The 22,839-nt window shown below is 72.3% G+C and carries 22 protein-coding genes; 15 read left to right on the forward strand and 7 right to left on the reverse strand.

Annotated elements, in window-relative coordinates; all coding sequences use genetic code 11:
* Window positions 1-118: 118 nt before the first annotated feature.
* From ABTY20_RS18385 to ABTY20_RS18445, 13 genes are all read left to right on the forward strand, one after another.
* The gene (locus tag ABTY20_RS18385; protein WP_351998041.1) at window positions 119-1,390 is read left to right on the forward strand and encodes a hypothetical protein; all 1,272 of its coding nucleotides are present in this window, start codon (window positions 119-121) and stop codon (window positions 1,388-1,390) included.
* A gap of 249 nt (window positions 1,391-1,639) precedes the next feature.
* Window positions 1,640-2,212 (forward strand): GNAT family N-acetyltransferase, encoded by a 573-nt coding sequence (locus ABTY20_RS18390; protein ID WP_351998042.1) that lies wholly within the window; start codon window positions 1,640-1,642, stop codon window positions 2,210-2,212.
* Window positions 2,213-2,339: 127 nt separating this feature from the next.
* Window positions 2,340-2,423, forward strand: a complete 84-nt coding sequence (locus ABTY20_RS18395; RefSeq protein WP_310591794.1) for a putative leader peptide — start codon at window positions 2,340-2,342, stop codon at window positions 2,421-2,423.
* Between the two features lie 168 nt (window positions 2,424-2,591).
* Window positions 2,592-4,307 carry a nitrite/sulfite reductase gene (locus ABTY20_RS18400; RefSeq protein ID WP_351998043.1) on the forward strand — a complete coding sequence of 572 codons (1,716 nt, stop codon included), beginning with the start codon at window positions 2,592-2,594 and terminating at the stop codon, window positions 4,305-4,307.
* The gene (locus ABTY20_RS18405) at window positions 4,304-4,483 is read left to right on the forward strand and encodes a hypothetical protein (protein WP_351998044.1); all 180 of its coding nucleotides are present in this window, start codon (window positions 4,304-4,306) and stop codon (window positions 4,481-4,483) included. The genes ABTY20_RS18400 and ABTY20_RS18405 overlap by 4 nt, the downstream gene beginning before the upstream one ends.
* Window positions 4,480-5,190, forward strand: coding sequence for a phosphoadenylyl-sulfate reductase (locus ABTY20_RS18410; protein WP_351998045.1), 711 nt, complete (start codon window positions 4,480-4,482; stop codon window positions 5,188-5,190). Before ABTY20_RS18405 ends, ABTY20_RS18410 begins: the two co-directional genes overlap by 4 nt.
* A gap of 1 nt (window position 5,191) precedes the next feature.
* On the forward strand, window positions 5,192-5,761 hold the full coding sequence (gene cysC / locus ABTY20_RS18415) for an adenylyl-sulfate kinase (RefSeq protein ID WP_351998046.1): 570 nt from the start codon (window positions 5,192-5,194) through the stop codon (window positions 5,759-5,761).
* Window positions 5,758-6,693: a sulfate adenylyltransferase subunit CysD gene (gene cysD / locus ABTY20_RS18420; RefSeq protein WP_351998047.1), complete on the forward strand. Its 936-nt coding sequence runs from the start codon at window positions 5,758-5,760 to the stop codon at window positions 6,691-6,693. The genes cysC and cysD overlap by 4 nt, the downstream gene beginning before the upstream one ends.
* A 2-nt stretch (window positions 6,694-6,695) precedes the next feature.
* On the forward strand, window positions 6,696-8,030 hold the full coding sequence (locus ABTY20_RS18425) for a sulfate adenylyltransferase subunit 1 (protein ID WP_351998048.1): 1,335 nt from the start codon (window positions 6,696-6,698) through the stop codon (window positions 8,028-8,030).
* A 230-nt stretch (window positions 8,031-8,260) separates the two neighbouring features.
* Window positions 8,261-9,364 carry an aliphatic sulfonate ABC transporter substrate-binding protein gene (locus ABTY20_RS18430; RefSeq protein ID WP_351998049.1) on the forward strand — a complete coding sequence of 368 codons (1,104 nt, stop codon included), beginning with the start codon at window positions 8,261-8,263 and terminating at the stop codon, window positions 9,362-9,364.
* A gap of 36 nt (window positions 9,365-9,400) precedes the next feature.
* Window positions 9,401-10,189 carry an ABC transporter ATP-binding protein gene (locus tag ABTY20_RS18435; RefSeq protein ID WP_351998050.1) on the forward strand — a complete coding sequence of 263 codons (789 nt, stop codon included), beginning with the start codon at window positions 9,401-9,403 and terminating at the stop codon, window positions 10,187-10,189.
* Entirely contained in the window at window positions 10,176-11,072 is an 897-nt protein-coding gene (locus ABTY20_RS18440; protein ID WP_351998051.1) for an ABC transporter permease, read from the forward strand. Before ABTY20_RS18435 ends, ABTY20_RS18440 begins: the two co-directional genes overlap by 14 nt.
* Window positions 11,073-11,080: 8 nt before the next feature.
* Window positions 11,081-11,818, forward strand: a complete 738-nt coding sequence (locus ABTY20_RS18445) for a sirohydrochlorin chelatase (RefSeq protein WP_351998052.1) — start codon at window positions 11,081-11,083, stop codon at window positions 11,816-11,818.
* Between the two features lie 2 nt (window positions 11,819-11,820).
* On the opposite strand, the gene ABTY20_RS18450 is transcribed toward ABTY20_RS18445, so the two are convergent.
* A complete protein-coding gene (locus ABTY20_RS18450) occupies window positions 11,821-12,372 on the reverse strand; it encodes a DUF1697 domain-containing protein (RefSeq protein ID WP_351998053.1) in 552 nt (183 codons plus the stop codon).
* Window positions 12,373-12,828: 456 nt separating this feature from the next.
* Here ABTY20_RS18450 and ABTY20_RS18455 point away from each other — a divergent pair, with 456 nt between their 5' ends.
* Window positions 12,829-15,078, forward strand: coding sequence for an MMPL family transporter (locus ABTY20_RS18455; protein WP_351998054.1), 2,250 nt, complete (start codon window positions 12,829-12,831; stop codon window positions 15,076-15,078).
* A 201-nt stretch (window positions 15,079-15,279) separates the two neighbouring features.
* Here the strand turns inward: ABTY20_RS18455 and mgt are convergent, their stop codons facing one another.
* The 4 genes from mgt to ABTY20_RS18475 are packed head-to-tail and all read right to left on the reverse strand — an operon-like array spanning window position 15,280 to window position 19,582.
* A complete protein-coding gene (mgt, locus tag ABTY20_RS18460; protein ID WP_351998055.1) occupies window positions 15,280-16,479 on the reverse strand; it encodes a macrolide-inactivating glycosyltransferase in 1,200 nt (399 codons plus the stop codon).
* Window positions 16,480-16,533: 54 nt separating this feature from the next.
* Window positions 16,534-17,814: an ABC transporter substrate-binding protein gene (locus tag ABTY20_RS18465; protein WP_351998056.1), complete on the reverse strand. Its 1,281-nt coding sequence runs from the start codon at window positions 17,812-17,814 to the stop codon at window positions 16,534-16,536.
* Entirely contained in the window at window positions 17,814-18,647 is an 834-nt protein-coding gene (locus tag ABTY20_RS18470) for a carbohydrate ABC transporter permease (protein ID WP_351998057.1), read from the reverse strand. The genes ABTY20_RS18465 and ABTY20_RS18470 overlap by 1 nt, the downstream gene beginning before the upstream one ends.
* Window positions 18,644-19,582 carry a carbohydrate ABC transporter permease gene (locus tag ABTY20_RS18475; protein ID WP_351998058.1) on the reverse strand — a complete coding sequence of 313 codons (939 nt, stop codon included), beginning with the start codon at window positions 19,580-19,582 and terminating at the stop codon, window positions 18,644-18,646. Before ABTY20_RS18475 ends, ABTY20_RS18470 begins: the two co-directional genes overlap by 4 nt.
* Before the next feature lie 165 nt (window positions 19,583-19,747).
* On the opposite strand from ABTY20_RS18475, the gene ABTY20_RS18480 reads away from it, so the two are divergent.
* On the forward strand, window positions 19,748-20,611 hold the full coding sequence (locus tag ABTY20_RS18480; protein ID WP_351998059.1) for a phosphotransferase: 864 nt from the start codon (window positions 19,748-19,750) through the stop codon (window positions 20,609-20,611).
* Between the two features lie 19 nt (window positions 20,612-20,630).
* On the opposite strand, the gene ABTY20_RS18485 is transcribed toward ABTY20_RS18480, so the two are convergent.
* Window positions 20,631-21,353, reverse strand: coding sequence for a 3'-5' exonuclease (locus tag ABTY20_RS18485; RefSeq protein WP_351998060.1), 723 nt, complete (start codon window positions 21,351-21,353; stop codon window positions 20,631-20,633).
* 114 nt (window positions 21,354-21,467) lie between these two features.
* Entirely contained in the window at window positions 21,468-22,709 is a 1,242-nt protein-coding gene (locus ABTY20_RS18490) for a DUF5919 domain-containing protein (protein WP_351998061.1), read from the reverse strand.
* Between the last annotated feature and the right edge of the window lie 130 nt (window positions 22,710-22,839).

Below are 22,839 nucleotides of genomic sequence, written 5' to 3' on the forward strand. Positions count from 1 at the left end.
GGGGTCTTCCTCCCCCGGGCCGGGCGACTGCCGTAGCATCCCGGTACGGGCCACCCCATCTGCTCCACGGTCAACCCTCGGACCACCGGACGCAGTTGGCTCGTCTCGGGAGGACGTCATGAAGCATCGCGGCAGACACCGCCGGCGCAGGCGGGGCAGGGCGCTGCGGGCGGCGCTGGCCGGGACCGCCCTCGCGCTGACCGCGGCCGCCACCATGATCAGCGCCTCCCAGGCCACCGACGCCGACGACCCCGGCGCGCTGAGGCCGCTCACCTCGTCCGCCGAGACCGCGCCGCTGCGGCTGACCGAGCGGCGGGTGCCGCGTGCCGTCCTGGACCGGCTCTCCGAGGGGATGGGCCGGCCGGTCGGCGTCGGTTCCGTGCTCGCCGATCCCGACGGCTCCCTGGGCGACGCGGAGGACTGCACGGCCGACGACCGGCGTGCCCTGCCGGTCGAGCCCGTCGCGACCCGCGCGTACTGCTGGCCGGCCGCCGACACCGACGGCTGGCGGTCCGGCGCGGTCACCACCTCCGGGGACGCGGACGACGACGGCCGCTGGGGCGGGCACCGGGTGATCCTCTCCGGGTGGAGCCGCGGCACCGGCACACCGTCCGAGGACGGTCTCGCCCGGGTCGCCTTCGTGGACGCCGGCGACCCGGACGGCCTCCGTTACACCTGGGCCCTGCTGGCCGTTCCGGTGGACGGCGGCCGCGACTACCGCGGGCTCGGCTCCGCCGTGTCCGGCATGGTCTGGTACCAGGACAAACTGCTGGTCACCGCCGGGCCCGCGGACGACAGCACGCTCTACGTGTACGACGTCGAACGGATCCAGCGGGCCACCGCGGACGGCACGTCGGTGGGCCGGGTGCCCGGCGGCTGGTCGGCGGCCGGGGCGCGGTACGTGCTGCCGGCCGTCGCCTCCTACCGGACGGGCGGGGCCGGCGCGCCCCGGCCGGGCGGCATCTCCCTGGACCGCAGCACCGCGCCCGACAGCCTGGTGGCGCACGAGGCGCTGCCCGCGGACGAGGACGGGCCGACCCGGCTGTGGCGGTACGCGTTCGGCACCGGACCGGAGCGCGCGGGACTGCTCGACGCGGACCCGGTCGAGATGTACGAGACGGAGCTGACCGACGTGCGCAGCGTGCTGTCGTACCGGTCGGGCTGGTACCTGGGCCGGCTGACCGGGACGCCGGACGAACGCGGCACGCTGTGGCGGCAGGACGCGGACGGGGCGCGCCCCACCCGGTGCGGCGCGGACGAGACGCACCGCTGCTGGAGCGACCTGGCGGCGTCCCTGTCCTACTGGGAGGAGACCGGCGAGGTGTGGTCCCAGTCCGGCCGGATGCTGTTCGCCCTGCCGCTGGCCTCGGTCGACCGTTCCCTGGACTAGGGCCTCTCGTTTGGATCATGTCGGCGTCGCGGGGCTTGGCACGCGCATCTGCCGCGTTGTCGTCAGTTGCCGACGCTCCGCGTTGGCGCCCTCCTCCGCCTTGCATCTGCACGCACCAAGCCCCGCTCGGGTCGGCCACGACGCACCGTCGGTCGCGGCCGACCTGATCCAAACGAGAGGCCCTAGGACCCGTCGGCGTCCCGGTCGGGCGTTCGACAGGGGCTCGTGCCGGATGGTTCCCTTTCGGGCATGACGACCATCTCCGTGACCACCTGGTCCCTGGAGCAGACCGCGCCCACCGACCTCCTTCCGGCCGCCGTGCCCGAGGGGGACGTGCGGGTCGTCCGCTCCGAGGTGCCCTCCCCCGAGTTCAGCCGTTTCCTGTACGCCTCGGTCGGCGGGGACATCCGCTGGACCGACCGGCTGGGCTGGACGTACGCGCGGTGGCTGGAGCACCTGGACCGGCCCGAGGTGGAGACCTGGGTCGCCTACGACCGGGGGACGCCCGCCGGGTACGTGGAGCTGGAGGCCCAGGAGGACGGGGTCGTCGAGATCGTCTACTTCGGGCTGCTGCCCGCCTTCCGGGGGCGGCGCATCGGCGGGCACCTGCTGTCGTACGGCACGGCCCGCGCCTGGGACCTGGCGGACCGCCGGCCGGGGCGGAAGCCGACCACGCGGGTGTGGCTGCACACCTGCAGCAAGGACGGCGCGTACGCCCTGGACAACTACCGGCGCCGCGGCTTCACCCTGTTCGACACCACGGTCGAGGAGGAACCGGAAGTGCCGAATCCGGGTCCGTGGCCCGGGGCCTACCCCGTCTGACCAGCACGGACAAGACCGCCTGCGGCGCATGTGACCAAGGACACCCTTGTCTCTCTCTTCGAGACAAGGGTGTCCGCATTCTGGATGAAGCTGGACTGTGTCCAGATCGCCGTGCCACGCTTCCGTCATGTCTGGAACTGGAATCGCCTTGGTGAGTCGGCGGCACGTCGACCTCGGCCGCATGTCCAGCGCCATCTGTCCGGCGCGCTGAGAGCACCCGGCACCCCCTCCTCGCTCCACCCCCCGCGCAATGACGCGCACTCGCACCCGTGCGCGCACCCGCGCAGGTCAGAGCCCCTCCCGCCGCCCGACCACCGCCCCTCACCGACGGCGCCGCGCGCCGCCGCCACCCACCGCTGTCCCGAAGGACGTATCAACCATGGCCGCCACCCCGCAGAACCCTGCCGTCGCGCAGCAGCCTGCCTCCGCGACTCCCCGCCGCAAGGTGAGCCGTCACCGCGGAGAGGGACAGTGGGCCGCGGGCCACTTCACCCCGCTCAACGGCAACGAGCAGGTGAAGAAGGACGATGACGGTCTCAATGTGCGGACACGCATTGAGACGCTCTACTCCAAGCGCGGTTTCGACTCGATCGACCCCAGCGACCTGCGCGGCCGGATGCGCTGGTGGGGTCTGTACACCCAGCGCAGGCCCGGGATCGACGGCGGCAAGACCGCGGTCCTGGAGCCGGAGGAGCTGGACGACGAGTACTTCATGATGCGGGTGCGCATCGACGGCGGGGCGCTCACCACTCAGCAGCTGCGGGTCATCGGCGAGATCTCGCAGGAGTTCGCGCGCGGCACCGCCGACATCACCGACCGGCAGAACGTCCAGTACCACTGGATCCGGATCGAGGACGTCCCCGAGATCTGGGACCGGCTGGAGGCCGTCGGCCTGTCCACGGTCACCGCCTGCGGCGACACCCCGCGCGTGATGATCGCCTCCCCCGTCGCCGGCATCGCCGAGGACGAGATCATCGACGGCACCCCGGCGCTGGAGGAGATGAAGCGCCGCGTCCTGGGCAACAAGGCGTACTCGAACCTGCCCCGGAAGTTCAAGACGGCCATCTCCGGCTCACCCGTCCTCGACGTGGTGCACGAGATCAACGACGTCGCGTTCGTCGGCGTCCGCCACCCCGAGCACGGTCCGGGCTTCGACCTGTGGGTCGGCGGCGGACTGTCCACCAACCCCAAGCTGGGTGTGCGGCTGGGCACCTGGGTGCCGCTGGAGGACGTCCCCGACGTCTACGAGGGCGTCCTGTCGATCTTCCGCGACTACGGCTACCGCCGGCTGCGCAACCGGGCCCGTCTGAAGTTCCTGGTCGCCGACTGGGGTCCGGAGAAGTTCCGTCAGGTGCTGGAGGACGAGTACCTGGGGCGCAGGCTGACCGACGGGCCCGCGCCCGAGCAGCCGGTGCAGCAGTGGCGCGACCACATCGGTGTGCACCGGCAGAAGGACGGCCGCCACTACGTCGGTTTCGCCCCGCGGGTCGGCCGGGTCGACGGCACCACCCTCACGAAGATCGCGGACCTCGCGGAGTCACACGGCTCCGGCCGGGTCCGTACCACCGTCGAACAGAAGATGATCATCCTCGACGTCGAGGAGGACCGGGTCGACTCCCTCGTCGAGTCCCTGGAGGCGCTGGACCTCAGCGCCCGGCCCTCCCCGTTCCGGCGCGGCACCATGGCCTGCACCGGCATCGAGTTCTGCAAGCTCGCCATCGTCGAGACCAAGGCGCGCGGCGCCTCGCTGATCGACGAACTCGAGCGCCGCATCCCGGACTTCGACGAGCCGATCACCATCAACCTCAACGGCTGCCCGAACGCCTGCGCCCGTATCCAGGTGGCGGACATCGGCCTCAAGGGCCAGTTGATGCTCGACGAGCGGGGGCAGCAGGTCGAGGGCTACCAGGTGCACCTCGGCGGCGCCCTCGGCCTGGAGGCCGGCTTCGGCCGCAAGGTCCGCGGTCTGAAGGTGACCGCGGACGAGCTGCCCGACTACATCGAGCGGGTCCTCAAGCGCTTCCAGGAGGAGCGCGCGGACGGCGAGCGGTTCGCGACCTGGGTCGGCCGCGCGTCGGAGGAGGCCCTGTCGTGAGCGAGCGTGCGGCGCCGTTCCACTGCCCCTACTGCGGGGACGAGGACCTGCGCCCCGGCGAGCAGGGCCATGGGGCGTGGGAATGCGGCGCGTGCAACCGAGCCTTTCAGCTGAAGTTCCTCGGGCTGCTGGCCCGGGGGATCCAGCGATCCGACGCGGGAGGGGACCGGACATGACGGCTGTCCAGGAAGAGCGCACCACCGAGGAACTGAAGGCGCTGGCCGAGCGGGCGGGCCGGGACCTGGAGGACGCCTCCGCCCTGGAGATCCTCCGGTGGGCCGCCGAGACCTTCGGCAAGCGGTTCTGCGTGACCTCCTCGATGGAGGACGCGGTCGTCGCCCACCTCGCCTCCCGCGCGATGCCCGGCGTCGACGTGGTGTTCCTCGACACCGGCTACCACTTCCCGGAGACCATCGGCACCCGGGACGCGGTGGAGGCCGTGATGGACGTGAACGTCATCACGCTGACCCCGCGGCAGACGGTCGCCGAGCAGGACGCGGAGTACGGCCCGAAGCTGCACGACCGCGACCCCGACCTGTGCTGCAGGCTCCGCAAGGTCCAGCCGTTGGAGGAGGGTCTGAAGGGCTATGCGGCCTGGGCGACCGGCCTGCGCCGCGACGAGTCCCCGACCCGGGCGGACACCCCGGTCGTCGGCTGGGACGAGAAGCGGCGGAAGGTGAAGGTCTCCCCCATCGCGAAGTGGTCGCAGGAGGACGTGCAGGCGTACGTCGACGAGCACGGCGTCCTCACCAACCCGCTGCTGATGGACGGCTACGCCTCCGTGGGCTGCGCGCCCTGCACCCGTCGGGTGCTCCAGGGCGAGGACGCCCGCGCCGGCCGCTGGGCGGGCCGCGCCAAGACCGAGTGCGGGCTGCACGGCTGACATGACGACCACCACCGAGATCCAGGAGAACCACGTGACGACCGGAGCCACCGTCTGGCTCACGGGTCTGCCGAGTGCGGGCAAGACCACCATCGCCCACGAGCTGGCGGGCCGGCTGCGCGAGCAGGGCCGCCGGGTCGAGGTGCTCGACGGCGACGAGATCCGCGAGTTCCTCTCCGCGGGCCTCGGCTTCACCCGCGAGGACCGGCACACCAACGTGCAGCGCATCGGTTTCGTCGCCGAACTGCTCGCCCGCAACGGCGTCCTCGCGCTGGTTCCGGTCATCGCGCCGTACGCGGACAGCCGGGACGCGGTCCGAAAGCGGCACGGGGCGAACGGCACGCCGTACGTCGAGGTGCACGTGGCGACCCCGGTCGAGGTGTGCTCCGTACGCGATGTGAAGGGCCTGTACGCCAAGCAGGCCGCGGGCGAGCTCACCGGGCTGACCGGTGTGGACGACCCGTACGAGGAGCCCGAGACGCCCGATCTGCGGATCGAGTCCCAGAACCAGACCGTGCAGGAGTCCGCGGCGTCGGTGCACGCCCTGCTCAGCGAAAGGGGACTGGCATGACGACCGTCGCCACCGTCGAAGAGGGTACGGACAGCCCGTACGCCCTCTCCCACCTGGACGCCCTCGAGTCCGAGGCGGTGCACATCTTCCGCGAGGTGGCGGGCGAGTTCGAGAAGCCGGTGATCCTGTTCTCCGGCGGCAAGGACTCCATCCTCATGCTGCACCTGGCGCTGAAGGCCTTCGCCCCGGCGCCGGTCCCCTTCTCGCTGCTGCACGTGGACACCGGGCACAACTTCCCGGAGGTCCTCGACTACCGCGACCGCACGGTCGCGAAGCACGGGCTGCGGCTGCACGTCGCCTCCGTGCAGGACTACATCGACCGCGGGGTGCTCAAGGAGCGTCCCGACGGCACCCGCAACCCGCTGCAGACCCTGCCGCTCACCGAGAAGATCCAGAGCGAGAGGTTCGACGCCGTGTTCGGCGGCGGGCGCCGCGACGAGGAGAAGGCCCGCGCCAAGGAGCGGGTGTTCTCGCTGCGCGACGAGTTCTCCCAGTGGGACCCGCGCCGCCAGCGCCCCGAGCTGTGGAACCTGTACAACGGCCGGCACGCCCCCGGTGAGCACGTCCGCGTCTTCCCGCTGTCCAACTGGACCGAGCTGGACGTGTGGCAGTACATCGCCCGCGAGGGCATCGAACTGCCGGAGATCTACTACGCGCACGAGCGCGAGGTGTTCCGGCGCTCCGGCATGTGGCTGACCGCCGGCGAGTGGGGCGGTCCGAAGGACGGCGAGAGGGTCGAGAAGCGGCTCGTGCGCTACCGCACCGTGGGCGACATGTCCTGCACCGGCGCGGTGGACTCCGACGCCGACACCATCGAGAAGGTGATCACCGAGATCGCCGCCTCCCGGCTCACCGAGCGCGGTGCCACCCGCGCCGACGACAAGCTCTCCGAGGCCGCGATGGAAGACCGCAAGCGCGAGGGGTACTTCTAGACATGAGCACCATCACCACCGAGGAGCTCGCGGCCACCACCCTGCTGCGGTTCGCCACCGCCGGCTCCGTCGACGACGGCAAGTCCACCCTGGTGGGCCGGCTGCTGCACGACTCCAAGTCGGTCCTCACCGACCAGCTGGAGGCCGTGGAGCGCGCGTCGGCCAGCCGCGGGCAGGAGGCGCCCGACCTCGCGCTGCTCACCGACGGCCTGCGGGCCGAGCGGGAGCAGGGCATCACCATCGACGTGGCCTACCGCTACTTCGCCACGCCCCGGCGGCGGTTCATCCTCGCCGACACCCCGGGCCACGTGCAGTACACGCGGAACATGGTCACCGGCGCCTCCACCGCCGAGCTGACGGTGATCCTGGTCGACGCCCGCAACGGCGTCGTCGAGCAGACCCGCCGGCACGCCGCCATCGCCGCCCTGCTGCGCGTCCCGCACGTCGTCCTCGCCGTCAACAAGATGGACCTGGTCGACTACCGGGAGCCCGTGTTCGCGGGCATCGCCGAGGAGTTCACGGCGTACGCGACCGAGCTGGGCGTCCCGGAGGTCACCGCGATCCCGATCTCGGCCCTGGTCGGCGACAACGTGGTGGAGCCCTCCGCCCACATGGACTGGTACGGCGGACCGACCGTGCTGGAGCACCTGGAGACCGTCCCGGTCAGCCACGACTTGGCGCACTGCCACGCCCGGCTGCCCGTGCAGTACGTGATCCGGCCGCAGAGCGCCGAGCACCCCGACTACCGGGGCTACGCCGGCCAGATCGCTGCGGGCACCTTCCGGGTGGGCGACGAGGTGACCGTGCTGCCGTCCGGCCGCACGACGACGGTCACCGGGATCGACCTGCTGGGCACGCCGGTCGACGTCGCGTGGACGCCGCAGTCGGTGACGCTGCTGCTGGCCGACGACATCGACATCTCCCGCGGTGACCTGATCGTCCCCACCAAGGACGCGCCGGCCACCTCGCAGGACGTCGAGGCCACCGTGTGCCACGTCGCCGACCAGCCGCTGACCGTCGGCCACCGGGTGCTGCTCAAGCACGGGACCCGCACCGTCAAGGCGATCGTCAAGGACATCCCGTCCCGGCTGACGCTGGACGACCTGTCGCTGCACCCGCACCCCGGCACCCTCGCCGCCAACGACATCGGCCGGGTGAAGATCCGTACCGCCGAACCGCTGCCCGCCGACTCCTACGCGGACTCGCGGCGCACCGGTTCGTTCATCCTCATCGACCCCAGCGACGGCACCACGCTCACCGCCGGCATGGTCGGTGAGTCCTTCGCCGCACCGGAGCCCGTCAAGGACGCGGCCGAGGACGACGGGTGGGACTTCTGAGCATGGACCCCACCGATTTCTACTCCGGGTTCGCGAAGGAGGGCGGCCGCGTCGGCAGCGGTGCTCTCGGCAGCGGGCAGGGCGGGGTCGACCGATGTGTGCGCTGACGTACGCGCACCGCTCGCGCGCCCTCACCCCCCACCGCCGTAGACGAAAACCTGCCGACTTCCCGGCCACGGCCTGACAGACCAGGACCGTGACCGCCGGGCCCTGCGAGAGGAACACCTCCCGTGCCTGCCACGACCGCCCTGCGCCGTACCCTCGCGGTGATGACCGCGCTTCCGCTGCTCGCCCTGGCCGCCTGCGGCTACGGGTCCCAGGCCAAGGACGACGACTCCGCGAAGGTCGCCGCCGGGGCGAAGAAGATCGACGGTCTCGACTCCGTCAGGATCGGCTACTTCGGCAACCTCACCCACGGCACCGCGCTGGTGGGGAACAAGAAGGGCCTGTTCCAGAAGGGACTCGGCGCCACGGAGGCGAAGTACGCGATCTTCAACGCGGGTCCTTCGGAGATCGAGGCGCTCAACTCCGGTTCCATCGACATCGGCTTCATCGGCCCCTCCCCGGCCATCAACGGCTACACCAAGTCCGGCGGCAAGAACCTGCGCATCATCGGCGGCTCGGCGTCCGGCGGGGTCAAGCTCGTGGTGAACCCGGACAAGGTGACGTCCCTGAAGGACGTCAGGGGCAAACGGATCGCGACCCCGCAGCTCGGCAACACCCAGGACGTGGCGTTCCTCAACTGGGCGGCCGAGCAGGGCTGGAAGGTCGACGCCCAGAGCGGCAAGGGCGACGTCACGGTCGTCCGCAGCGACAACAAGGTCACCCCGGACGCGTTCAAGGCCGGTTCGATCGACGGCGCCTGGGTGCCGGAGCCGACCGCGTCGAAGCTGGTCGCGCAGGGCGGCGAGGTGCTGCTGGACGAGGCGTCCCTGTGGCCGGACGGGAAGTTCGTGATCACGAACATCATCGTGCGCCAGGAGTTCCTGGAGAAGCACCCGAAGGCCGTCGAGGCGGTGCTGAAGGCGTCCGTCGAGACCAACCGGTGGATCACCGCCCACCCGGACGAGGCGAAGACCGTCGCCAACGAGCAGCTGGAGAAGGACTCCGGCAAGGCGCTGCCCGCCGAGGTGCTGGACCCGGCGTGGGAGTCGATCACGTTCACCGACGACCCGCTGGCCGCCACGCTCGACGCCCAGGCGGAGCACGCAGTCAAGGCGGGCCTGCTGGAGCGGCCCGACCTGGACGGCATCTATGACCTCACGCTGCTCAACGAGGTCCTGAAGACCGCCGGCGAACCGGCTGTCGACGACGCCGGACTCGGCGTCAAGTAAGCCCGGACCACGAAGAGTTCCCAGGAGGTGACGACCATGGCCACGACCCTCGCCAAGGCCGCCGACGGCACCGGGACGGCCACCCACGCCGCCCGCATCGAGCACGTCTCGAAGTCGTTCGCGGGCCCCGCCGGACAGCAGCTGGTGCTGGACGACATCACCCTCGATGTCGCACCCGGTGAGTTCGTCACCCTCCTGGGTGCCTCGGGCTGCGGCAAGTCCACGCTGCTCAACCTGGTCGCGGGGCTCGACCGCCCCACGGCCGGCACGATCAGCACGGACGGCCGGCCGGCCCTGATGTTCCAGGAACACGCCCTCTTCCCGTGGCTGACCGCGGGCAAGAACATCGAACTCGCCCTGAAGCTGCGGGGCGTGCAGAAGAACGAGCGCCGCGAACGGGCCGAGGAGCTGCTGGAGCTGGTCCGGCTGAAGGGCGCCCACGGCAAGCGGGTGCACGAGCTGTCCGGCGGTATGCGGCAGCGCGTGGCGCTGGCCCGGGCGATCGCCCAGGACAGCCGGCTGCTGCTGATGGACGAGCCGTTCGCGGCACTGGACGCCATCACGCGGGACGTGCTGCACGACGAGCTGACCAGGATCTGGCGCGAGACCCGGCTGTCCGTCCTGTTCGTCACGCACAACGTGCGCGAGGCCGTCCGGCTCGCGCAGCGGGTGGTGCTGCTGTCGTCCCGTCCGGGCCGGATCGCCCGCGAGTGGACGGTGGGCATCCCGCACCCGCGCCGCATCGAGGACACCGCCGTGGCGGAACTGTCCGTCGAGATCACCGAAGAACTCCGTGGGGAGATCCGCCGTCATGGCCAGCACTGAGACGACCGCGAAGGACAGGGACGGGGGCGACCTCGCCGGTCTGGAGGCGGGCCTCGACGCACTGGAGACGGTGCAGACCGGACGCAAGCCGCTGCGGCAGACCTTCGTGGAGAAGATCCTGCCGCCGGTCATCGCCATCGTGCTGGTGCTGGCGGTGTGGCAGGCCCTGGTCTCCTTCGAGATCGTCGACGACCCGACCAAGCTGCCCTCGCCGGGCGCCGTCTGGGACGTCCTGCGTGAGGCGTGGCTCCAGGGCGAGCTGCTCGGCTACATCTGGACCAGCGTCTCGCGCGGCCTGCTCGGCTTCTTCTTCGCGCTGCTGATCGGCACCCCGCTGGGGCTGCTGGTGGCGCGGGTGAAGTTCGTGCGCGCGGCGATCGGACCGATCCTGTCCGGGCTGCAGTCGCTGCCGTCGGTGGCGTGGGTGCCGCCGGCGGTGATCTGGCTGGGCCTGAACAACCAGATGATGTACGCCGTCATCCTGCTCGGCGCGGTCCCCTCGATCGCCAACGGCCTGGTCTCCGGCGTCGACCAGGTGCCGCCGCTGTTCCTGCGGGCCGGCCGCACGCTGGGCGCGACGGGGCTGAAGGGCACCTGGCACATCGTGCTGCCGGCCGCGCTGCCGGGCTATGTGGCGGGCCTGAAGCAGGGCTGGGCGTTCTCCTGGCGTTCGCTGATGGCCGCGGAGATCATCGCGTCCTTCCCGGACCTCGGCGTGGGCCTCGGCCAGCTGCTGGAGAACGGCCGCAACGCCAGCGACATGGCCATGGTCTTCGAGGCCATCCTGCTGATCCTGACCGTCGGCATCGCCATCGACCTGCTGATCTTCAGTCCGCTGGAGCGGTGGGTGCTGCGCAGCCGCGGTCTGCTGGTGAAGGGCTGAGGGACACCATGCGCCGTCCGGTCCTTCTCGTCGTCGCCCACGGCAGCCGCGATCCGCGGCACGCCGCGACCGTGCACGAACTGGTGCGGCGGGTGCGGTCGCTGCGGCCGGGACTGCGGGTGGAGACCGGGTTCCTGGACTTCAACGTCCCCTCCGTCAAAGGGGTGCTGGAGTCCCTGGACGCGGAGGGCGTCCGCGACGTGGTCGCCCTCCCGCTGCTGCTGACCCGCGCCTTCCACGCCAAGTCGGACATCCCGGCGGTACTGGCCGAGGCGCCGCCGCGGCTGCGGATCCGCCAGGCCGAGGTGCTGGGCCCGTCCCCGCTGCTGCTGTCGGCGCTGGAGCGCCGGCTGTACGAGGCGGGCCTGACGCCCGCCGACAAGTCCTCGACCGGGGTCGTCCTGGCCTCGGCGGGGTCCTCCGACCCGGAGGCGATCGCGGTGATCGCAGCAATCGCGCGGGAGTGGCGGCACACCGGTTGGTGCGCCGTGCGGCCCGCGTTCGCCTCCGCATCCCTGCCCCGCACCGAGCAGGCGGTGCGCGCACTGCGCGCCCTCGGCTGCGCCCGGGTCGCCGTCGCCCCGTACGTCCTGGCCCCCGGCTTCCTCCCGGACCGGATCGCCCGGGGCGCCGCGGAGGCGGACGTCCTCGCGGACGTGCTGGGCCCGGCGCCGGAGGTGGCGCGGGTGCTGCTGGAGCGGTACGACGAGGCGCGGACGCCGCTGCTCGCGGCGGTCGGCGCCTGACCTCAGCCCTCGGTGAGCTCCACGAGCTTCGTCACCGTGTTCCAGTTGCGGCTGGTGGCGACGACGCCCCTGTTGACGCGGGGCCTGGCCAGGTGCTCGGCGAGTCTCGAGCGGCCCAGGCCGTCCGGGGCGTACAGGTAGAGCGCGCGGTCGCCGAGGCGGAACTCCTCGGGGAGGTACGCCTGCGGGTCGAGCTCGGCGAAGCGGTCGGGGGTGACGGGCGCGGAGAAGTAGGTGACGTGGAGCTGTCCGGGCTCCAGCCCGCCGGCCGGGAACGGGCAGGCGTCGACGATCCCCTTCAGATAGGCGTGGTCGCGCACGATCACGTCCACGGCGAAGCCGAAGTGCCGCTCGATCGCCGCCGACAGCCCGGCGGCCAGGGACTCCTCGTCGCCGTGCGCGGCGGTGAACACCGCCTGGCCGCTCTGCAGATGGGTGCGCACCCCGTCGTGGCCGAGGCCCTCCATCAGGGTGCGCAGTTCGGCCATCGGGACTTTCCTGCTGCCGCCCACGTTGATCCCGCGCAGCAGCGCCGCGTATCTCGTCGTCGCCATGCGCACACCCTAGGGCCTCTCGTTTGGATCAGGTCGGCCGCGACCGACGGTGCGTCGTGGCCGACCCGAGCGGGGCTTGGTGCGTGCAGATGCAAGGCGGAGGAGGGCGCCAACGCGGAGCGTTGGCAACTGACGACAACGCGGCAGATGCGCGTGCCAAGCCCCGCGACGCCGACATGATCCAAACGAGAGGCCCTAGGACGGCCCTCGTACCCGGTGGGGGTGTGCCCGGCCGCGGTGGCGCACCGGAACCCTGATCACCGGCCCCGACACGTTTGGATACGTGTAGGGGACCGGTGTCCTCCCCAGGGGGGAGGAGCCGGGCGCCGATGGGACGACCCGGGGTACCGGAGCTTCACCGGACAGCACGACGAGACGGGTTTATCCGGCCCCTACCTTCGAAAGTGTCAGGTGGCGGCAGGGGGTCGCTGCCGAACACGAGGGAGCGAGCCCGTCATGGGGAACGGAGAGTCACGGGTGCGGGGCCTCGCCGCACGGGCCGGCGGCTGGAGCGCCCGGCACCGCTGGGCGGCCGTCGGCATCTGGGTGCTGTTCGTCGTGCTGGCGATGGGACTCGGTTCGGCCGCGGGCCGGGTCGACGTCGGCGACAGCGATCAGCTCAAGGGAGAGACCAGCACCGCCGCCCGCATCATCGAGGACGCCGGCATCGAGGAGCCGGCCGGTGAGACCGTGCTCGTCCAGGCGAAGGACGAGGGCCTCACGGCCACGGACGCCGAGTTCCGGGCGGCGGTCGACGCGGTCGTCACGGCCGTGGAGAGGACCGGCGAGGCCACGGACGTCACCTCGCCGTACGAGAGCGACACCATCGCGAAGGACGGGCGCAGCGCGCTGGTCCAGTTCGACATGCGGGGTGACTCGGACACCGCCGGTGAGCGGATCGAGCCGGTGCTGGACGCCGTGGAGGAGGTCCAGGAGGACCACGGGTCGCTGCGGATCGAGGAGATCGGCGGCGCCAGCATGATGAAGACGTTCGACGACGCGTTCGGCGACGACTTCAAGAAGGCCGAGTACTCCGCGGTGCCGGTGGCCCTCGGCATCCTGCTGATCGCGTTCGGCGCGCTGGTGGCGGCGCTGCTGCCGGTGGCGCTGGCGATCACCGCGATCATGGCGACGATGGGCCTGATGGGCCTGGTCAGCCATCTGCAGCCGATGAGCGAGACCGCGAACTCGGTGATGCTGCTGGTCGGCCTGGCCGTCGGGGTCGACTACTGCCTGTTCTACCTGCGCCGCGAGCGTGAGGAGCGGGCGGCCGGCCGGGACGCGGGGACCGCGCTGCGGATCGCCGCCGCCACCAGCGGCCGCGCGATCGTCGTCTCCGGTGTCACGGTGTGCGTCGCCATGGCGGGCATGCTGTTCACCGGGCTCGCCGAGTTCGAGGCGATGGGCCTGGCCTCGCTGATGGTCGTGGCGGTCGCCATGGTCGGTTCCGTCACCGTCCTGCCCGCGCTCCTGTCGCTGCTGGGCGAGCGGGTCGAGAAGGGCAGGGTGCCGTTCCTGCGCCGGCGCCGCACCGGCGGCAGCGGTGACAGCCGGTTCTGGACGGCCGTGCTGAAGCGGGTGCTCGCCAGGCCGGTGCTGTCGGTCGTGGTGGCGACCGGCGCGCTGCTGGCGGTGGCCGCTCCGGCGATCGGGATGAAGACGCAGAACCTCACCCTGGACCAGGAGTTCGGCGACTCGCTGCCGATCGTGCAGACGTACAACCGGGTCAACGAGGCCTTCCCGGGCGGCTCCGAGCCGGCCGAGGTGGTCGTCAGGGCGGACGACATCAACGCGCCCGAGGTGACGGCGGCGCTCGCCGACTTCCGTGAGCGGGCCGTGAGTTCGGGCGCCTCGCGCGGCCCGGTCGAGATCAAGCTGCACGACCGGCGCAACGTCGCTCTCGTCTACGTGCCGCTGGTGGGCGGTTCCGACCAGGACAAGGCGGGCGAGAGCCTGGAGACGCTGCGCGACGAGGTGCGGCCCGCCACGCTCGGGAAGGTCGACGGGGTCGAGGCTCCGATCACCGGGCAGGTCGCCGGGAACAAGGACTTCAACGACCAACTGGTCGGCTCCGTGGTCCCGGTCTTCGCCTTCGTGGTGGTCTTCGCCTTCCTGGTGATGCTGCTGTCGTTCCGCTCGCTGACGGTCGCGGTCACCTCGATCGTGCTGAACCTGCTGTCGGTGGGCGCCGCGTACGGCATCCTCGTGGCGGTCTTCCAGCACGGCTGGGGCGCGTCCCTGGTGGGCGCGGAGGGCGTCGGCGCGATCATCACGTGGCTGCCGCTGTTCCTCTTCGTGATCCTGTTCGGCCTGTCGACGGACTACCACGTGTTCGTGGTCTCCCGGATCCGCGAGGCCCGGCTGCGGGGCCGCAGCACGCGGGACGCGGTCCGGCACGGTGTGGTCACCACGGCCGGCGTGGTCACCAGCGCCGCGGTCATCATGGTCGCCGTGTTCGGGATCTTCGGGACGCTGTCCATGCAGTCCATGAAGCAGATGGGCGTCGGCCTGGCGGCGGCGGTGCTGATCGACGCGACGGTCATCCGGGGCGTGCTGCTGCCCGCGGTGATGACGCTGCTCGGCGAGCGCAACTGGTACCTGCCGAAGTGGCTGCACCGGATGCCCGACCTCACCCACGACGAGTCGCCGGAGGCGGTGGCGCCGCCGGTGTCGCGGGACGACGAGGGGCAGCGGGTGCCGGTGTGATCCGGTAGGCACGCGGCGAGAAGGGCCCGGCGGGTTTCCGCCGGGCCCTTCATTCCGCTGCGGGCCAATCGTGCCTCCCCGGCGCCTCAAGGGCCTGGGAGGTACCCCCGGGGCGATCGGGGTGCCCCCGCCCGGGCGCAGCGGTGCCCCCGCGAACGCGGGTGAGTGGGACCCGCCCCCGCCCGGCCGCCCGCAGCCGCCTCAGCGCCGCGTGGGCAGCTCCGCCTCGATCAGGTCGGCCGCCCTGCGGGTACCGCCCTCCTGCGCCATCCCGGCCTGGATCCCCTTCAGCCGCCGGGCGACCTCCGGGTCGTCGACGAGGGCGAGGGCCGCCGCCCTCAGCACCTCGGCCTCCGCCTCGTCCGCCGGGACGTGCCGGGCCACCCCGAGCCCCTGGAGCATGTCCGCGTTGCCGAACTGGTCCACGGCCTGCGGTACGGCGATCATCGGGGTGGCCGTGGCCAGTCCCTCCTGGCTGCCGCCGGCCCCGGCGTGGGTGACGAACAGGTCGGCCTGCTTGAGGATCGCGAGCTGCGGCACCCAGGACCGCACCTCGACGTTCTCCGGCACGTCCCCCAGCTCGGCGGGGTCGACGTGCTTGCCGACCTGGAGCACCAGGTGCCAGCCGGGCAGGTCCGCGAACGCCTTGACGCACTCCCGGTAGAAGGCCGGCTGCTTGGTGAAGGACGAACCGAGCGACACCAGGACGACCTTCTCGGCCCCGGCGGGCCGCCGCCAGTCGCCCTCGGCGCTCCGGTCGCCCTGGCAGGCCCCGACGAAGGAGTACACGCTCTCGTCGACCCGGTCGGCGTGGGGCTGCAGCGCCTTGGGGATCAGGACGATCGAGCGGTCGGGGCGGCCCGCGAAGTCGTCCGGGTGCAGGGTGATCCCGTTCTCCTCCAGCCAGGCCCGGAAGCGGGCGTAGTAGGCCTGCCCCCGCTCGGTCCTCTTCGGCTCCTCCCACATCGGCTCGGCGACCTCCTTCTCGTACCCGTCCCAGGCGACGAGGTTCGGCGAGAGGGAGACGGCGGGCACGCCCCAGCGGTGGGCGAGCACGCGGGCCGGATAGGAGGTGATGTCGTGCAGGACGAGGTCGGGGGTGTCGCCCTCGTAGGCCTCGACGAGCTGCGGGAGCGCCTGGATCGCGTCGGCGAGGAACGGCTCCACGTTGTCGAGCAGCGTGGAGCCCCAGGCCTCCGGGTCGTCGTCGGGGCCGGGCAGCGTGCTGTTCCACAGCTTGGGCTCGGCGCCGGTCCCGGCGACCTTCTCCTCGAACAGCGGCGGGATCGCGTACGTGACCCGGTGACCGCGCGCCACGAGCTCGCGGATCACCTCGAGGCTCGGGTTCACGTGCCCGTGGGCGGCGATGGAGAACATGGCGATGTGCGCGGGAGTGGTCATGCGGGAACCATAGGCGAGACGATACGTCTCGTGCAACCTTGTTCCGCGTGCCGCTCAGCGCTGGTAACGGGCCAGGACCGGGTTCCCGTCCTCCTCCAGCCGTTTCCGCAGCTCGTCGAGGCCGATCGCCCCGCTGTAGTACTCCTGGAGCGCCGGGGTGGCGACCTTGTCCTTCCACTCGGGGTAGCCCCGTACGGTCTGCGCGGGGGCCGGGCGCAGATGGGCGGCGAGCGCGGTACCGGTGGCCCAGCCGTGTTCGGCGGTGCGCAGGGCGGGGTCGGCGAGGGCCCGGCTGCCGGTGGGGAGCATCCAGTCACCGAGGGCCAGGCGGACCATGTTCCGCGGCTGGAGCAGGAAGTCGAGGAAGGCGACGGCCTCCTCCTTGTACGGGCAGTCCTGGGCGACGGAGAGGGTCTGCGGGCTGACGCCCTGGGTGAGCCCGCCGGTCCCGGCCGGGGCGGGCAGCACCTGCCAGTCGAAGCCCTCCGGCGCCTGCTGGACGATCTGCTGGCGGTAGGAGAAGCCGAGCGGCACCATCGCGTACGTGCCGGCGAAGAAGCCGGGCAGGGTGTCGGAACCGCCGCTGCCGAGCGTGGTGGGCGAGGCGCTGCGGTCGGTGTTCACCTGCTCGTGCACGGTGCGCGGGACGACCTCGTCGCCCTCCTCGAACCGCACGGTGACCTTGCCGTCGGCGTCCCGGTGGAAGAGCCGGCCGCCGGCGGAGAGGGAGAGGTTGAGGGTGGCGGACACGGGCTCCCTGAGCGGCCAGGCGACGCCGTACTTCCCGTCGCCCGCGAGCCGGTCGGTCACCTGGCGGAACTCGGCCCAGCTCCAGGGGTGGCCGGGGGTCGGGACGCGGACGCCGGACTCCTTCAGCCAGGTGGCGTTGGCGATGAGCACGCGCGGTTCCTGGAGGAAGGGGACGCCGTAGACGCCGTCGCCGAAGGTGACGGTCTGCCAGCCGCTGGGCGGGATGTCGGACTTCAGCCGCTCGGGCAGCAGGTCCGTCAGATCGGCCAGGTGGCCGCCGTGGGCGAAGTCGGCGAGGTCGTCGGAGGCGTCGTGGACGATGTCGGGGGCCTCGCCGCCCTCGAAGGAGGTGAGGAGCTGGTCGTGGACGCTGTCCCAGCTGCCCTGGACGTACTCCACCCGGACGTCCGGGTGGGTGGCGTTCCACTCCTCGACCAGTTCCTCGTTGACCTCGACCGACTCCTTCTGCCAGGCCAGGGACTGGAAGCGCAGGGTGACGCGGCCGTCGTCGCGGGTGCCGCCGGAGGAGCAGCCCGCGAGGAGCAGGACGACGGCGAGGGCCGCCACGAGGATCCTGGTGCGCATCAGCCCTTCACCGCCCCGGCGAGCACGCCGCCCGTGATCCGCCGCTGGATGATCGCGAAGACGACCAGGGAGGGCAGCGTCGCGAGGAACGCGGCGGCCGCCAGCGGGCCGAGGTCGGCGACCCCCTCGGCGCCGATGAAGTGGGTGAGGACGACCGGCAGGGTCTGCTTCTCCGGGGTCTTGAGCAGGACGAGGGCGAAGAAGAACTCGTTCCACGCGGTGACGAAGGCGAACAGCGCGGTCGCCACGATCCCCGGCGCGAGCAGCGGCACGGTCACCGACACCAGGATCCGCAGCCGCCCGGCCCCGTCGACCGCCGCCGCCTCCTCCAGCTCGGCCGGCACGGCACGGACGTGTCCGGTGAGCATCCACAGGGCGAAGGGCAGCGCCCAGACCACGTAGACCAGCACCAGACCGGGCACGGAGTCGATCAGCCGCAGGTTCTTCAGCACCAGGAACAGCGGGATGATCAGCAGCACGAACGGGAACGCCTGGCTGACCACCACCCAGCCGGTCGCGGCCCGGCCGAGCGCGCCGCGGTGACGGGCCGTCACGTACGCCACCGGGGTGGCGACGACGACGGCGACGACGGCCGACGCGAGCGCGGCGAGCAGGGAGTTGAGGGCGGCCCGCAGCAGCGGCTGTTCGTCGAAGGCCTGGCGGAAATTGGCGAGGGTGGGGTCCTGGGGGATCCAGGTCGGGTGCAGACGGGCCAGCTCGGCCGGCGGCTTGAACGCGGTGGAGACCAGCCAGAGGAACGGGAGGGCGAGGAAGACCAGGTACGCGAGCAGCGCGGCGTACTGACCGGCGCGGGCCCCGGTGGAGGTCCTCATCTGTCGTCACCTCCCCGGAGCCGGCCGGCGAGGAAGACGGCCAGCGCGATCGAGACCCCGGCGACCATGACACAGCCCATCGCCGCCGCGTAGCCGAACTGCCCGTAGCGGAAGGCCTCTTCGTAGGCGAAGAGCATGGGCAGCCGGGTGCGGCCCCCGGGGCCGCCGTTGGTCAGCACGTAGACCAGGGCGAAGGAGTTGAAGTTCCAGATCAGGTTGAGCGCCGTGACGGCGAGGGCGACGGGACGAACGGCGGGCCAGGTGACCGTGCGGAAGCGGCGCCAGGCGCCGGCGCCGTCGACCGCCGCCGCCTCGTGCAGCTCGCGCGGGGTGTTCTGGAGCCCGGCGAGCAGCGCGACCGTGGTCTGGGGCATCCCGGCCCACACGCCCACGACGATCACCGCGGGCAGGGCGGTGGCGAGTCCGCTGAGCCAGTCCCGGCCGTCGCCGAGGCCCAGGTCGCGCAGCGTCTCGTTGAGGACGCCGGCGTCGGGGTTGTAGACGATCCGCCACATGACGCCGACGACGACCTCGGGCATCGCCCAGGGGACGATCGCCAGGGCGCGGGCGAGCCGGCGCAGCTTCAGGTCCTGGTCGAGCAGCAGGGCGAGACCGAGCGCCAGCAGGAACTGCGGCACCGTGACCCCCACCGCCCAGACCAGGCCGATGCGGAACGACTCCCAGAACAGTGTGTCCTGCAGCAGGTCCTGGAAGTTGAGGGTGCCGATCCACCGGGTCGGCTCGGTGCGGCCCGACTGGGCGTCGGTGAAGGCCAGCAGGACGCCGTAAAGGAGCGGGCCGACGCTGAGGACGAGGATCGGGATCAGCGCGGGCAGCACCAGGAACCACGGGCCGTGGCCGAGGGCGCGGCCCGGCCGGCGGACCCGGCGGGGCGCGCCGGGCGCCGGTCTCCTCACCTCGGTCACCGGTGTCACGGAATCAGCCCCTTCGCACGGCGCGGGCGGGCCAGGTCATGCTCGTGAAGGCGGTCTGCCTCGTCAAGGCACCGCGCACACCTCCGCCGCCCGTGCCAATGCGACACTGGCCGACGGACGGCCGGATCCCGGCGGTCGGACGCGCACGGACACGGAGGCGGAGTGATGGACGAGGCACGGGCACGGGACGTGCTGGCGGCGGCCGGGGTGCTGCCCGGTGCGGCGGCGGACGCGCGGCTGCTCGCCCTCGGTGAGAACGCGGTGTTCGCCGTCGGCGGCCTGGCCGTCAAGGTGGGCCGGGACGCCGAGCTGCTGGAGCGGGCCCGCCGGGAGCTGGCCGTCGCGGGCTGGCTGGCGGAGCAGGGCGTGCCGGCGGTGCGGGCGGCCGAGCCGGAGGCCCTGCTGGTCGAGGGACACCCGGTGACCGTGTGGCACCGGCTGCCGGAGGCGGTGCGGCCCGCCGAGCCCCGGGATCTGGCCGAACTGCTGCGGCTGGTGCACGCACTGCCCGCTCCCCCGTTCGCGCTGCCGCCCCGTGAGCTGCTGGGCGGTGTGGAACGCTGGCTGCGGCTGGCGGGCGACGCCGTCGACCCGGAGGACGCGGCGTACCTGCGCGAGCGCCGCGACGGTTTCGCGGCGGCCGCGGCGGCGCTGACGCCCGAGCTGCCGCGGGGGCCCATCCACGGGGACGCGCTGCCCCGGAACGTGTACATCGGGCCGGACGGGCCGGTCCTGACCGACCTGGAGACCTTCTCCGCCGATCTGCGCGAGCACGACCTGGTGGTCATGGCCCTCTCGCACGACCGCTACGGGCTGCCGGACGAGGCGTACGCGTCCTTCACCGCCGTCTACGGCTGGGACGTGCGCGCCTGGGAGGGCTGCTCGGTGCTGCGCGGCGCGCGGGAGACCGCCAGCTGCGCCTGGGTCGCCCAGCACGCCCCGGGCAACCCCAGGGCGCTGGCCGAGTTCCGGCGCCGGGTGGCGTCGCTGCGGGACGGGGACGAGAGCGTGCGCTGGTATCCCTTCTGACTCCGGCCCGCCCGGCGGGTCAGACCCGCTCGCCCGCCGGCTCGCGCAGCGGCCAGGTGCCGTCGATCACCGCGGTGGCGTCGCCCTTGCGGCGCAGGAAGTCCTGGAAGTCCGCCGCCCACGCGGCGTACCACTCGATCTGGCGGCGGTGCAGCTCCGCCGGGTCGAGGGCCGCGACCGCGGGATGGCGGCCGGCTATCGCGCAGGCCAGCCGGGCCGCCGCGAGGGCGTCGGCGGTCGCGTCGTGCGCCGCGTCGAGGACGACGCCGTACTCCGCGCAGACCGCCTCCAGATTGCGCTTGCCGCGCCGGTAGCGGTCGACGGAACGGTCGATGGTGTACGGGTCGACGACCGGCGCGGGATCGGCGCCACCCAGACGGTCGCGCAGGGACGGCAGTGCGTACCGCCGCAGTTCGGCGGAGAGCAGGGTCAGGTCGAAGGTGGCGTTGTAGGCGACGACCGGGACGCCCGCCCTCCAGTGGGCGGTGAGGGTCTCGGCGATGGCGTCGGCGACCTGGGCGGCGGGGCTGCCCTCGGCGGTCGCCCGCTCGTTGCTGACGCCGTGCACGGCCACCGCGTCCGGCGGGATCGGCACGCCCGGATCGGCCAGCCACTCCCTGCGGTCCAGCGGCTCCCCCGCTCTCACCTCGATCACGGCCCCCGTGACGATCCGCGCCTCGCGCGGGTCGGTGCCCGTCGTCTCCAGGTCGAAGCCGATCAGCAGTTCCCGGTGCCAGCCCATGACTGCCCCCTTCTGTGTGGTGCGTTCCCCCAGTGGTTCCCACCTTCGCACGCGCCACTGACAATCGGAGGATCGCATTCCGCCCATCGGCCGGGACGGCCGCTCACGGCCCGTTCAGGACACCGGCCGCGAATCCGTCCACATCAGCTCGAACTCCTCGCGGTAGGTGGGGAACAGCCCGCCCTCCTCGACCTCGCCCGGCTTGACCACCTTCGTGCCGTTGCGCAGGACCAGCACCGGCGCCTCCATCCCCCGGGCCCGGCGCAGATGGTTCTGCACCACCGCGACGCCGTCCGAACCGTCGCCGTCCACCAGGTAGGCGGTGCAGCGGGGCGTCTCGTCGTAGACCTGGATCTCGAAGGCGCCCGGGTCGCGCAGCCGGGACCGGACGCGGCGCATGTGCAGGATGTTCATCTCCACGCTGCGGCCGAGCTCGCCGCGCTTGAGACCGAGCTCGCGCTCGCGGCGCTTGACGGCGCTGGAGGCCGGGTTCAGGAACAGCAGCCGCACCCGGCAGCCGGACTCCGCCAGCCGCACCAGGCGGCGTCCGGAGAAGTTCTGCACCAGCAGGTTGAGGCCGATGCCGAGGGCGTCCAGGCGGCGGGCCCCGCCGAAGATGTCCTCGGCCGGGAACTGGCGCAGCAGCCGCACCCGGTCGGGGTGGACGGCGACGACGTCGGCGTACCGGTCGCCGACCAGGTCCTCGACCGCGTCGATGGGCAGCCGGCGCGCGGACGGCACGTCGCCGCCGGCGCCGAGCATCTCGAGGAGCCGCGCCGAGGCCCGCTCGGCCTGGTTCAGCACCGCCTCGGACAGCGCCCGGTTGCGGGAGACGACGTTGCGGGTGACCTCCAGCTCGTCCAGGGCGAGTTCGACGTCCCTGCGGTCGTCGAAGTACGGCTCGAAGCACGGCCAGTGCTGGACCATCAGCTCACGCAGCTGCGGCAGGGTGAGGAAGGACAGCACGTTGTCGTCGGCCGGGTCGAGCAGATAGCCCTTGCGGCGGCTGACCTCGCGCACCGCGACCGCGCGCTGCACCCACTCCTGCCCGGCGGGTCCGGCGGCGGCGACCACCCAGTCGTCGCCGTGCACCGGCTCGTAGACGGGCCGCAGGACGGCCGCCACGACCGCGCGCAGCCGCTGCTCGACGAGGTTCAGCCAGATGTAGGCGCGGCCGGCCCGCTGGGCGCGGGTGCGCACCTCGCGCCAGGCGTCGGCGCCCCAGTCCAGGTCCGGCCCGATCGAGCCCGCGTCCATCGGCCGTGCCAGGGACACCGCACCGGGCGGGACGTCCGGGGAACCGCTCCCCTCGTGACCGCCGTCACCAGGGGGCAGCTCCAGCCCTCCCGTGCCCACCCGCGTACCGCCTTCCACTCCCCCGAGCGCTCCCGTCCCAACGATCAAGGAGAGTACTCCGCCAGCGGCGCACGGTGCAGCCCGATGGGCAGGGTCGTTTCCCAACGTGCGCCATTCACCGGCCCGTTCC

Source organism: Streptomyces sp. NPDC126497, assembly GCF_040302425.1.
In the GTDB taxonomy this organism is placed as follows: Bacteria; Actinomycetota; Actinomycetes; order Streptomycetales; family Streptomycetaceae; genus Streptomyces.